The following is a 13,574-nucleotide window of genomic DNA, read 5'->3' as shown; positions in this document are numbered from 1 at the left end:
ATTATATAGCATTTTGGCTATCTACTATAACATCTTATCCGGTAGCAATAAAGTTTATCTCACCCTGATGATTACCGTAGCCGGTTTTAATCCATCGCCTTGCGCTGTCAAGGTAATTGCACCCGGACTTTGCATGGCCTGTACAATTGCCAGGCATAAGCCATGAAACGCTTTTCTATGCGGCTCTTTAAATGATTCCATACTATTTTGCGACCCGTTATCTATCCCTGCCAGCATGCCTTTTCCTTTAATGATAAAATTGATGAGATTATCAGCGTTAGGCACTAAGTTACCAGCGGCATCCAAAATGCGCACGGTAACAAACGACAAGTCATTACCATCTGATTTAATGAGTTTACGGTCGGCCACCAGTTCAATACGTGCAGGGGCACCGGCAGTTTTTACTTCTTCGGTAAGCACAATTTTACCATTCAGACGAGAGGTTGCTCTCAATGTTCCGGCTTCGTAGGGCACTTTCCAGGATACATGCAAGTCGTCACCTTGCTTTTTCCTGATGCCTAATGAGCGTCCGTTAAGATACAGTTCAACTTCGTCGGCATTATTGTAGTAAGCCCAAACGTCTACGGTTTTACCCGGTTCCCAGTTCCAATGCGGCAGCAGGTGTAACACAGGTTTGGTAGTCCACTCGCTTTGGTACATATAGTACACATCTTTAGGAAAACCTGCCAGATCAATTATGCCATAATAAGAACTGCGTGCCGGCCAAGGGTAAGGAACCGGCTCGCCAATAAAGTCAAACCCCGACCATACAAATTCTCCCGATAGGAAATCATACTTTTTAATGATCTTCCAGTATTCTTCGTGCGTGGCACCCCAATAAGCGGCCACATTATCATAGGCAGTAACGGCAAATTCGGGGTTGCCTTGTGTTAACTTAGCTTTTGAACTTGTTGGCCAATGGCGGGTACTGTCTGTAGGTGTATCGTAATAGCCCCGCGTGGCATAACCGGATACGGTTTCTGATGCTAAAAACTTTTGCCCGGGATAGTTCTTTGGGAAATCGGCGTAGGTTTCCGGGTGATAATTGAAGCCTAACACATCAAGTGCGCCAGACTGGTAGATGAAATTTTTCTTTGGGTCGGCCTCGCTTAATGCTGAAGTTACCGGCCGGGTATTGTCCAGGCTTTTAACTATACCCACCAACTCTCGGGTAAGGATAATGCCTGTACTATCAAACTGTTCTCGTATTTCGTTGCCGATACTCCACATCATGACCGACGGATGGTTGCGGTCGCGTTTGATCTGGTCTTCCAGGTCGCGTTTATGCCATTCGGGGAAGTATTGATAGTAATCTTGTTTGTTTTTCTTTTTGCGCCACATGTCAAAGGCTTCATCCATCACTATAAAGCCCATGCGGTCGCACAAATCTAAAAACTCAGGAGCAGGCGGGTTATGTGCCGTACGGATGGCATTACAGCCCATTGCCTTCAAAATTTGGAGCTGGCGTTCCATAGCCCTTACATTTATGGCAACCCCTAAAGCGCCCAAATCATGGTGCATACAAACGCCTTTGATCTTCATCGGTTCTTCGTTCAAAGAAAAGCCTTTGTCCTTATCAAAATTAAACGTTCTGATACCGGTAAAGCTTTGGTATTTATCTATAACCTGAGTACCCAATAATACCTGCAATACAACTTTGTAGAGATTGGGCTTATCTACCGACCATAGTTTTGGCTGGCCAACAATGATATTTTGCTGAATGGTAGCAAGCGTATCGGCACTTTCAATGGGGGTAATTATCGAGTTGACCAGTTCGCCGTTGGGTGCATATACTGACGCCTTTACCCGCAGCCCCTCCTGATGAACTACCACCAGGGTTTGCATGCGCACGATGGCATTTTTGATGTTAACCTGCGTAGTAACAAATGTGCCCCACTGCGGAATGTAGGATTTGGCAGTTGTACTTAGCCATACATTACGGTAAATACCCGAACCGGTATACCAGCGCGAATTTGGCTGTGCAGAATTATCAACCTTAACAGCAATTACATTTTTTTCGGCACCGTAATGCAGGAAAGGCGTCAAATCGTATTGAAACGAGATATATCCATTAGGACGTTTGCCCAGGTAATGCCCGTTTATCCAAACCTCACTATTGCAGTACACACCATCAAAGTCTATAAAAATATTTTTGCTTTGTGAGGTAGCCGACACCATGAATATTTTGCGGTACCAGCCTATACCCGCAGGCAAACCACCACCGGCCTGACCGGTCGGATTAGTTTCGCTGAAAGCACCTTCAATACTCCAATCATGAGGCAGGCTTAGCTGGCGCCATTGGCTATCGTTATAGTTTTCGTCTTTAGCCTTAGCATCATCGCCAATGTAAAATTTCCAGTCGCTGTTGAATAACTCTACTTTCCTCGGATTGATCTGCGCCTTTGCTATGACCAAATTCAACACCATCAACACGAATAAACTACACCACTTCAACTTCATGAATATCAGATCCTTAATACTTTAACTCTTCTTTACTTTTGGCGGTGGCGGCGCTACAAAGCTGAGCTTACTCTTGCCCATATCCCTGGAGGTTGCCACAGCTATGCCCCGCTGATCGGCCTTATTTACGGCACAATAAAAATGATATACCACATCTTTATACTTCACCACGCACGATTTATGTGCAAACATATCATCATAGGGCTCCGACGACTTAATCAAATCATCACCGTTCCATTCGGTCCAGTTGGCCAAGTCGTACGAGCACGCAAACCTGTTGAACGCCCCACCTTTGTCTTTCCAAAACGCACCAAAATAAAACATTACCCAAACATCACCAATTTTTTGAAGATAAGGATCGCCGGTAATACCTATGTTGTGATTAAGTACAGGGTTGTTTTTTGCACGTGTCCAGGTTATCATATCATCCGAAAAAGCCATCCCAATGCGCTCGGCACCACGCTTTTTGTTCACGCTATCGCCATTGGCGTTATAATACATAATAAACGGATGACCAAGCGATTTCTTCTTATCCCAGATCACGGTTTCTTTATAAAGAGTATGGTTATCCCACCATTGCACATTATTATCGGTTGCCATGAGCACGGGTTTGCCCAAGCGTTTCCACTCGTGAACGGTGCCGGGGTCTTGCTGTGTATAGGCCATACTGATGGATAGCAGTCCCTTTTCGTAACCCTGGGTATTGCCGCCGAAGTACGACATCCAGTACTTGTTATTATATTTCTGTAATTGGTAGGTTCCGCCCCACTTAGGGTCTTGCAGGGCTACGTAGCCCGCTTTTTGGTTACTATCCCATTGGGTGGTGTCTGTAAATGACATGATGCGGCCCGTTGTTTTCCAGTTAAGCAGATCACTACTATGGGCCAGCCAGGTTTCGTAACCCCGGCCATCAAAAATAATATAGCTCATGTACCATTGGCCGTTTTTACGAAACACCGTAGGGCAATCCATCTTTTTGCTATTCTCTATCGGGGTAAGCACCAAACCGTATTTATGTGGTGTTTTAACTTCCTCATAAATTTGCTGCATCACTTTTTGAGAAACTTCTTTTTTAGCGGTTTGGGCGCTTACACCGGTGACCAAAAGCAGCATCAAAACCAATAAAAAGTTGACTCCTAAAAATTGATTTTTGTTACTTATATCTTTATAAAACTTCATATTTCTTCATGTAATTTCAATCATCGTTATTGAGGTACGGCTGTCTCCCTTTCCTGCATATGCCGACACTTTTAATTAGCTATAAAATGATAGATGCCTGAACCTATTTTGACCAAGGCCTTGCCATTGGCATAGCTGTGTGAGGAAACCGGTTTGCCGTTTAATTTTAGTTTGGCGTTCTTCGCCACCGGTAAATAAACCAGAGCACTGGTATTAGCCGGAATCTCTACATCCAGTTTAAACGCCTTACTCTTCTTCTCCCACCTGGTGCTGATGGTACCATAAGGCGACAAGTTAGTGGCTTGTGCCGATGTTACATTACCTACCGGCTCTGGGCGGATCTCAATTTGTTTAAAGGCAACTGCATCACCTGACGGGCGTATGCCTGCCAACCCGCTATAAAACCACTCGGTAATGTGACCTAACATAAAGTGGTTGTTAGATACACCCGCCAGCGCCTGCCACGATTCTGTTAACGCGGTGGCACCTTTGGCCAGTTGGTAACCATAGCCAGGCACATCATCACGGAAGTTCATATCGAATATTACATCTGAGCGGCCGGCATCGTCGAGCACCCTGAGCAGGTAGCGGTAGCCAATATCACCAGCGGTTAAGCTGTTGTTGCGGTTGCGTATATCTTTCACAATATTGGCGATCACCGCATCTTTGTCGCGGGCATCTACCAAACCACAGTACACGGCCATAGCGTTGGATGTTTGGCTGCCAGTAGCATATTGGTGCGTTTGAGCATTGTAGAACGTGGCATTGAAAGATTTTTTTACCGCAGCAGCAAGTTTATCAAAACCCGCGGCATCAGCATTTTTCCCTAACAGGCGCGCTATTTTGCTCATGATCTGTAAGTTGTAGTGATAGATAGCCGTTGCCGTAACTCCCTTAGTGGTGTTCTGCGATAATCCCGGATCCGCAGGGCCAATGTCATACCAATCGCCCAAACCCTGGGTAAGAATATGGTTATCTGCCTTGCTTGCTAAATAATCGAGGTACTTTTGCATCACGGGGTAACTATCGGCCAATACTTTTTTATCGCCATACCACTGGTAAACGTACCATGGCAAGATCACAGCGTTACTTCCCCACTCGGGCGAATCGCGAAAGATGCCGCCGAAATTGGTAAATTCGGGTGCAATTTCAGGCACCAGTCCTTCGGGGGTTTGCGAATAACGCATATCGTTAATGCACTTACGACTCAGGTTGGCAATATCGTAAGCGTAACGGATAGAACTGCCAACCAAATGCGCTTCTTCGAGCCAGCCCAGTTTTTCGCGGTGCGGACAATCGGTAAACACACTGGCCATATTGCTGCGCATGGCCCAGTCAATTAGCGTATAAGTTTTGTTAAATAGTTCGTTAGAGCAACTGAAACTACCAATTTGGGGTGCCGCGTTGTGTGTGTGCAGGCTTTTGATAGCCGTAATTACAGGCAAATTTCGAGGATTACTTTCGTTTTGTGCCACTGCATTTTCTACCTGCGCATACCTGAAACCGTAGTAGGTAAAGCGCGGTTGCCACGTTTCGGCTCCGCCGCCTTTGAGCACGTAGTCATAATAATGCGGACCGCCCGAACCTTTTTGATTGATGGTGCCTTCGTTGGCCAATAGTTCGGCCGGGTAAATACGAACCGTGTCGCCTTTATGCCCCTTTACGGTGATTTGTACAATGCCCGATAAATTCTGACCAAAATCATACAGCACCCTGTTCTTCACTTGCTGCTGCTTCTGAGTGCTGTCTTTAGGTTTACTATATTGGCCGGTTACACCTGCGCCAAGCGTTTTTACGCTTTTTGGAGCAAACTGCTCAAATACTTTCAAAGGCTCGGCTATTTGTGCATCAAGCCGGGGCGACCCGATAACGATCAACACTTTCTTCCAACCGGCATCATTAAAGCCGGGCTTGTTCCAGCCGGGTTGCTCCAGATTGGCATTATAATCTTCACCACCGTATATGCTGCTGTAGGTAGTTGGCCCGGCCGTGGTTTTCCAGCTTTGATCGCTTATTACGCTCTCTGTGGTACCATCGGTATACTCTGTAACTAAGCGACAAATCATTTTAGGATAGCCATAGGCGCCTGTCATTTTACGGTATCGTTTATCGCGCGGAATATAATAGAAACCGTTGCCCAGCATTACTCCTATGGCATTGCTACCTTGTTTTAAATGGCTGGTTACATCAAAAGGCACGTACAAAGCCTGGTCGTCATAATCGGTCCAGCCAGGGTCTAAAAAGTGATCGCCGGTTTTAACACCGTTAATGCTCAACTCAAAATGGCCCAAACCACAAATGTACATAGTGGCCTTTTTTACCGATTTGCTTATCGTAAACGTTTTGCGCAGCAGCGGAAGTACATCATTGGCCGGAGCCAGGGTTTTTGGGCCGCGTAAATGGATGTGTGGTGCAATACGCGCACTGTCCTCCAGCCTGTCGTAGGCTATCCATTGCGCACCTTTCCAATCAGCTTTGGTTAACAGGCCCATTTGCCATTGCGCAGGCTTACTCCAGCCCGAGGTGTGTTGCTGATTGTCCCACACTATTACCTTCCAGTAATAAGTTTTTGCAGCTTGCAGCGGCTTGCCCTGGTACAATACCTGTATAGAGGCAGATGAATTAATTTTTTTTGAATCCCACAGGTTGCCCTGGTTTTTACTTAATGCGTCCCGACTATCGGCCACTAAAACCCTGTAAGCCGTTTGCATAATATTGTAACCACTGCTTTGCAGTTGCCAGCTTAATTTGGGTGCAGCTACGTCAACACCCTGTGCATTGGCCTTGTACTCGCATTGCAAATTGCTAACGCCAAGCCCCTGTGCTAAAACATGGATGGGTATAAGCAAACATAAAAAGCAAAATATTTTCATGATATAATTCCTTAATGATTATTGCATTTCGATGCCCGAAATATTTAGGTCCTGCGCATCCAAAGCAGTGATTACTACTTTATAATTACCGGCGTTTATACTGGTACCTGTTGTGGTGGCCAAGGTGCCCGATTTACCTTTGACCACCGTTTTAAAGGTTAATGCCTCTTCTTTCATTACCGTACCATCGGCCGCTACCAATTGCATTTTAGCAGTTAATGGTTTACCGGTAAAGTTGTAATATTTGATACGTAAAGCATACAGATTGGCCACGCCCGGTGTAATAGCCAGGGCCACACTACTGCCCGATGGCTGCGTAAAACGAATCACCTTACGATCGCTCAATGTATCGGCTACCGCACCGCTGCCTTTTATTTCGGCGTTATCGGCACGGTAAGTTATGGTTTTGCGCAAGTCGGTGGCGGGTTCTAAAGTTACGGCAGGCAGCACCGCTACGGTGTACATCATGTTGCCTACGTTCTCACCCAAAATCACTTTTTCGTCTTTTTTGAATAACTTACGATAAAGCGGTAAAGCCTGATCGTTAATATGCAACGTTAAGCCGGTCACTTCATAATCTTTTAACCATTGCGGACGTTTATCGGCGGTTGCATCCATACCAACATATAAACTGCCATTATCGCCAGATGTAAACTGTGCTGGTGCTGTTGCAGGTGCGGTTTGGATCCATTCAGCACCAAATAAGGGCGATGGTAACTGGCTGATTATTTTGTCCGCAGCATTGGCGTACGCCTCATCGCCAAGGTCCAGCCAGGTTTTGGCCGACCATCCCTGTGGTGCCTGTAAGTTTTGAATGATGTCTTTTGATGCCCGTGCAGCAACTGCTTTTGGATTGGTTGTGCTGATAGCAATGGCCGAAATGATAGCCTCCCCTGCCGCAACGTTAGGAAATGAAATCACCAATTTGCCGCCAGTAACCTGTGCAGTCGCCGTTCTTTTATAAGCAGTGTTTGTACCTGCCTCTTTCCAAATGTCTAAATTTTTAATAACCGTTTTGCCATTCACCGCAACATCAAACAAGCGCCAGCCTTCGCAATTGCCACCACCTATACCGTACCATGGTTCGGTAAAATACAGTTCTATTTGATATTGCCCGTCGGGAACGGGGAACTCATACTTCAGTTTATCCATTCCATAGCGGAAAGTTTGGAACAGCGCAGCGTCGGCGGTTCCCTTTATTTCATCAAATGTACGTTGCTGACTTGCGAAAAATGCCGGCATCCCTTTAAAATCATCCGTCCAGGATTTAGAACCCCATATTTTAGCATCGAATAAATGCCTGTCGGCTAACCAAAAGTTGCCGTTGTGATCTTTATAATCCGGGCCGCCGCAATTAATGCGGTAAAGGTAGTGAGGTGCAGGGGTTTTGGTTGCGGAGTGCGAGGTGCGGGGTACGGGGTTTACAACGTCGCTCTTCGCAACATTATTCCTCGCGACGTCCTTCCCCGCGACCGATCTCAAATGGTTTAGCATAACTTCATCATGCACTACTGCTTTGCCGTTTACATAGCCAACTGCATATAACTGATTGTATTGGATGTTGACGCCATCCCATTGAAAGTGGGTACCTATACCGCCCCGGCGCTTATGCTTACCCAACGAAACGGTTCGCTCTCCGTTAAACAGCTCCACTTCATCACAGTTAGAATAAACCGTGATGCTATCCTTCTTACCAGGTTTCAGCCAGCGGTTGGGCCAGGTGTGCGACACGATGTAAACCATAGGGTCGGTTTCCTTGGGTGCGTAATTAGACCTGAACATGTAATACACATCCAGCGGTTGTCCCCAGGGGGTGAATAAGCCTTTGTAATTAATGGGACCTACCCTGTCCAACTCCCGTAAACCTTCACCACCTTGTATGCGGCCGGGGTTTTCGTGCGAGTAGAGCAGCCAGTGGTATTGCCCGGCTACCTGGTCTTTAACCGAATCGGCCAGGCGCACTTTAGTTTCCATAAGTTGCGCCATGCGATCTTCGCTTACTGGTCCGTTGGCCTGAAACGGACCTTCGGTATGCAATTCGAGGCTGCGCCAGGCACCGTATTCTCCTACCAATATTTGTTTCTTCAGGTCTTCGCCATAAGTTAGCGGGTTACCGCCATAGGTACCGGTCCAATTTTGGGGTACATCCCAATCGGTACCCTTACCCCCGTTACAAGTGGTTACTTTGCGTTGCGATGAAGCGGTATGATCAAGGCTTCGGATGAGTTCGGTACACTCGCGGGCAAAGGCTTCGGGCAGCTTGCTTTCGTTCTCCAATCCCCAAAGCGTAACCGAGGGACTATTTCTTCGCTCTTTGATCCAGTCGACCAATAAAGCCTTATAATTTGCCTTAAACTCTGGCGTATCATACCATATATGCGCCGAAAATTGCGGCCACCATAACAGGCCCAATTTATCCCAGTACTGCTGATATTCGAGGTTATGAGGTTGATGCGCATCGCGAAACGCATTGAAACCGGCGGCACGCAATTGCATAACCCGTGCCTTAATTTCCTCGCTGCTAAAGGCATGACTTTTACCCATAAGGTGCTCGTACTCGCCCATACCGTTAATAAAAACCGGCTTACCATTTACATAAAACCGGCCGTCACCATTAATACCCATCCCCCACTTGATCCAGCGGATGCCGTAAGGTGTAACTACCTCGTCTGTGAGTTTACCATTTTGGATGATTTGCGTATGTAAGGTGTACAGGTAAGGCTTTGACGGCGACCATAGCTGCGCGTTTTTAAGCTTTGCAAATTGTTGTTTTACAGTGATTTGTGCACCTGCTTGTAAAGTAACCTGCCCTTTCACTGCAGATACTGTATTTCCCTGTGCATCAGTCAGTTTGCTGACCACCGTTACCTGGCTTGTTGTTGTACTATAATTTTTCACCTCCGTTTCGAGGTTTAACGTGGCCGATTTCTCGGTTACCGTACTATCATTCCAGATGTATACGCCGAACGGCTGAATCCGTACCGGGTTAGTGGCAATGAGGTGCACAGGCCGGAAAATACCCATAGGCTGTGAGCCCTCTGAAAAGCCAACTTCATCAGAGCAACCGCCGCATACCCAGGGCAGGTTTTGAATACTAGCCGGATGGTCGGCCCTTACGGCTAACAAGTTAGGCTGGTTCAATTTAATGGCATCGGTAACGTCTAAAGTAAACGAAGTACGCCCGCCAGCATGTTTGCCCACTTGTTTACCATTAAGCCAAACAGTGGCATAAGAGCTTACCCCTTCAAACCATAAAAAGTAACGCTGCCCAGCCTTTAATTGCCTTGCCGTAAAATTTTTGCGGTACCAGGCATAACCATGACGGTTACCATGCTTTAAACGGCGATAGCCTTCGTATTGATCCCAGTTATGAGGTACCGTAACAGATTTCCAGTTTTTGGTTGGATAATTTGATTGCTCGAAACCGTTATAAGCTTGCGAATTATTATCATCGGCAACGATTTGCCAGCCGCTGTTGAGCAAAACTTCATGCCTTGTGGTGGTTTGTGCAGCTAACTTGGTGATAGAAAAGGCAAAAAGCAGCATCAGTAGGAACAAACCCCTAACCCCGGCCTGTGCAAAATACACGGACCCTGCTACCCCCTCTCCAGCTGGGAAACTTAAGTTAGTGCTAATCTTGCTGCTTTTAGAAAAAACCATTCTTTATCTTATATCTTCTTTAGTTCGCTATTGAGCTTGTAAGTGCCGCCCTTTTGTGTATCGAACTTTATCTCTTTTCCCTGGTACTTTACAGTACAAGGCTTACCTGCATCTGAGGTAATTTCTACCTGTTGCAAGGCACCATTTTTCCAGCTCATGTTTAGCACAAAACCACCGCGTGCCCGGATGCCTTTCACCTCTCCAGTAGGTAACGCCGAAGGCAGGGCGGGCAGTAATTCTAAACTCCCAAATTGACTTTGCAGCAGCATTTCGCCAATGCCGGCCGCGCCGCCAAAGTTACCGTCGATCTGGAACGGCGGGTGAGCGTCAAACATGTTATGGTAGATACCACCCTTTTCGTGGTTAGGCACCGCATCGGCAGGTGAAAGCAGCATGGTGAGCATTTTATAAGCATGGTTTCCATCGCGCATACGTGCCCAGATGTTAATTTTCCAAGCCAAACTCCAGCCTGTGCCTTCGTCGCCACGATAGTACATCGATTTTTTGGCTGCTTTCATTAATTCGGTATCAGCCGGGGTAATATCGGTGCCCGGATGTACACCCCACATGTGCGATACGTGGCGGTGTTTGTCCGTGGTATCGTCTTTATCAACCGTCCACTCCTGTAGCTGGCCATATTTGCCAATGGTGTTAGGTGCTATCTGGCTATATTTTTCCTGTAATATCTTGCTGAAGTCGGCATCAGTTCCTAAAATTTGGGCGGCTGCCACGGTATTTTTAAACAGCTCACGAATAATCTGATGATCCATGGTTGGCCCGGCCACCAAGCCGCCATGCTCGGGCGAATTAGAAGGCGCGCTAATGAGGTAGCCGGTTTTAGGATCTTTCACCAAAAAGTTGACGAAAAATTCAGCGGCACTTTTCATTGTTGGGTAAGCACGCGCTTGTAAAAAAGCTTTATCCTGCGTAAACTGGTAATGTTCCCACAAACTTTCGCTCAGCCACGCAGCGCCGGTTACCCAAATGCCATGATCAGCGGCGTTAACCGGCGCAGTGCCACGCCAGAGATCGGTATTGTGGTGCAGCACCCAGCCAGGCATGTTGTAATGTGCTTTGGCGGTTTGCTTTCCGGTTTGTACCAAATCTTCTACCATGTTGAACAGCGGCTGCGTGCAAGTTGACAGATTGAGCATTTCGGCCGGCCAGTAATTCATCTCCAAATTAATGTTGGTGGTGAATTTACTGCCCCATGGCGGAGTAAGTGAATCGTTCCACAGGCCCTGTAAATTTGCTGCACCGCTGCCCGGCCTCGATGTGGAAATTAGCAGGTAGCGGCTGTATTGCATAAACAGGCTTACGAGCGATGGGTCATCAGTATTATTAAATTTCAAGATGCGCTCATCCGTAGGTAACTCAGCATTTTTACCTTTCCCCAAATTGATGGCAAACTTGTTGTAATACTTTTGGTAATCGGCTATGTGCGCCGATCTTACAGCCGCATAAGTTTTAGTTCGGATGCCTTTTATAGCCTTTTGACACAATGCCTCCGGGTTGCCCGATACATCTTTATAAGTTTTAAAGTTGGTAGCCGCGGTCAAATAAAGCGTAGCTACATCGGCACCGGTAATGCTGATGCCCTGATTGGTTACCGTTAGTTTGCCCCTCTTTGCATCTGCATACAGATAACTCACTCCACGCAAAGCTCCGCCGCGAACATTAAAGTACAAAGCCAAAGTGTGTGCATCAATTCTTTTAGTAATGACTGATTGATGTAAGGTTTTTAATGAAGCGTTGAAAGTTATCTTCCCCGGCTTATCAGCCGTTAAGTGTACGGCCATCACCTGGTCGGGGTTACTGGCTAAATACTCGCGGGTATATTTTACACCCGAAGCGCTATAGCTAACATGACCAGTGGCGTTGCTGATATCCAGATCGCGGCTGTAATTGCTAACTGTACCTTGTTTGGCAAACTGCAGGTACAGATCGGCAAAAGGCTGGTAATCGGCATTGTACCGGGGGAATTGTGGTGGGTTATCGTTTTGAATCCAGTATTTCCAAGCGCCATTTAGCTTTACAACTTTTACAATTTCACCAGTATTTGAGTTAACGGCAACATCATTTATGTCTTTACTTATAATCCCGCCTTTAATATCTACCGGTTCATAACCTTCTGGGTAAACAGCCAACTGATGCGGGTTGCTGGTTAAACCACCCTTATCATTGTAATTGATAACCTGTATGGCTATTTGGTTTTTGCCTGTGTGAAGCAGTTTGGCGGGTACGGCGTATCGACGGTAGTCTTGTCCATCCACAGCCCCAACCTGCTGACCATTCACAAAGGTAAAATCCCTGTCGCGGATACGGCCCAGGCTTAATACCACATTTTTACCCGCCCAGTTGGCAGGCAAGGTAAACGTGGTGCGAAACCAAACGGCACCATCCATGCCTTCAAAGCCGGGTACAATTTCCCAGCCCTTTTCAGTGGGTAGTGTTATGCTTTTCCACTTTCCATCGTTAAAATTAGCTGCCGCAGGTGCTTTAACGCTGCTCACCGTTTTATACCAGGCGGCCTTTTGAGTTTCGTAGGTATCTTCATTGCTTTTGCGACCCATGAAGTGTGCTTCGGCCAGGGCTTCGGCTTCTTTTTGTTTGCCGTCAAAAATGAGCTGGCGGATGGGCTGAAGGTATTTATAGGCGCCCTCCCGCTGGTATTCACGGGGTGCGCCGGTCCACAGGGTTTGTTCGTTAAATTGCAGTCGTTCGGTATCAATGCCGCCGTAGATCATACCCCCTATGCGACCGTTACCAATGGGTAAGGCGTCTGTCCATTTTTGGGAAGGTTTGTTGTACCAGAGTTTGTTTTGGGCAAAGAGGTTGGTGCAGGTGAATATTATTAAGCATGTTAGGTATGCTATAATTGATTGTCTTGTGTATCGATTTTTCATTCTCTGCTTTAACGTTGGTTCTGTTCCCGGTTAGGATTGGTTAAGTACTTGCACCACTACCTGTGGATGTACTTTTTCTTTTATACAAAAGAAAAAGCACCAAAAAGAAAACTTGCGGCTACGTTCTGTTGCTACTTAAATTTGTGCTGTTACTTGCTTTGTGCTGCCCGCAACAGTTCTGATGCCGCTTGAAAACGGTGTATTAAAGCTAATGCTTTTCCTGTAATATGCCAATAGCATCAGGTTTTCAACTTCTTTCTTCCTTCGGTCTTACTCTCTTCGCTCCGGCTTTTCTTTTCTCTACTTGTCGGCACAGGCATTGCTTCGTTCCATGTAACAACGTGATAGTATTTTTTATGTGCTGTTAGTCCGAGCTTGTCCAAGACTTGTACGCCTTGCTAAGTCTTCGACAAGTTCAGACTGACAGCACAGCTTTCTTTCCACCCAATACTTCCTTCCCCCGCTCCGGCTTTTCCCTCAACCAGCGCATCTCTTC

Annotated in this window: 5 protein-coding genes; all 5 read right to left on the bottom strand. The window is 46.6% G+C overall.

Annotation, left to right across the window (positions count from 1 at the left end):
- Nucleotides 1–54: 54 nt before the first annotated feature.
- The 5 genes from IEV61_RS14410 to IEV61_RS14390 all read right to left on the bottom strand — a co-directional run bounded on the left by IEV61_RS14410 (nucleotide 55) and on the right by IEV61_RS14390 (nucleotide 13,078).
- Nucleotides 55–2,460 (bottom strand): glycoside hydrolase family 2 TIM barrel-domain containing protein, encoded by a 2,406-nt coding sequence (locus IEV61_RS14410; protein WP_188417739.1) that lies wholly within the window; start codon nucleotides 2,458–2,460, stop codon nucleotides 55–57.
- 21 nt (nucleotides 2,461–2,481) lie between these two features.
- The gene (locus IEV61_RS14405) at nucleotides 2,482–3,639 is read right to left on the bottom strand and encodes a glycoside hydrolase family protein (RefSeq protein ID WP_188417738.1); all 1,158 of its coding nucleotides are present in this window, start codon (nucleotides 3,637–3,639) and stop codon (nucleotides 2,482–2,484) included.
- A gap of 71 nt (nucleotides 3,640–3,710) precedes the next feature.
- Complete coding sequence (locus tag IEV61_RS14400) at nucleotides 3,711–6,512, bottom strand: family 78 glycoside hydrolase catalytic domain (protein WP_188417737.1); 2,802 nt, start codon at nucleotides 6,510–6,512, stop codon at nucleotides 3,711–3,713.
- 18 nt (nucleotides 6,513–6,530) lie between these two features.
- Complete coding sequence (locus IEV61_RS14395; RefSeq protein ID WP_229747148.1) at nucleotides 6,531–10,172, bottom strand: malectin domain-containing carbohydrate-binding protein; 3,642 nt, start codon at nucleotides 10,170–10,172, stop codon at nucleotides 6,531–6,533.
- Between the two features lie 8 nt (nucleotides 10,173–10,180).
- Nucleotides 10,181–13,078 (bottom strand): glycoside hydrolase family 95 protein, encoded by a 2,898-nt coding sequence (locus IEV61_RS14390; protein WP_188417736.1) that lies wholly within the window; start codon nucleotides 13,076–13,078, stop codon nucleotides 10,181–10,183.
- Nucleotides 13,079–13,574: the final 496 nt, after the last annotated feature.

The sequence above is a fragment of the Mucilaginibacter galii genome (assembly GCF_014635825.1).
Lineage (GTDB): Bacteria > Bacteroidota > Bacteroidia > Sphingobacteriales > Sphingobacteriaceae > Mucilaginibacter > Mucilaginibacter galii.
Note: the sequence above shows the minus strand (reverse complement) of the source record. Positions and strands in the feature narration are given on the sequence as shown.

What these genes read in the sequence shown, in the direction of transcription:
- IEV61_RS14410 (WP_188417739.1), bottom strand. Translation starts at nt 2,460, where the DNA reads ATGAAGTTGAAGTGGTGTAGTTTATTCGTGTTGATGGTGTTGAATTTG.
- IEV61_RS14405 (WP_188417738.1), bottom strand. Translation starts at nt 3,639, where the DNA reads ATGAAGTTTTATAAAGATATAAGTAACAAAAATCAATTTTTAGGAGTC.
- IEV61_RS14400 (WP_188417737.1), bottom strand. Translation starts at nt 6,512, where the DNA reads ATGAAAATATTTTGCTTTTTATGTTTGCTTATACCCATCCATGTTTTA.
- IEV61_RS14395 (WP_229747148.1), bottom strand. Translation starts at nt 10,172, where the DNA reads ATGGTTTTTTCTAAAAGCAGCAAGATTAGCACTAACTTAAGTTTCCCA.
- IEV61_RS14390 (WP_188417736.1), bottom strand. Translation starts at nt 13,078, where the DNA reads ATGAAAAATCGATACACAAGACAATCAATTATAGCATACCTAACATGC.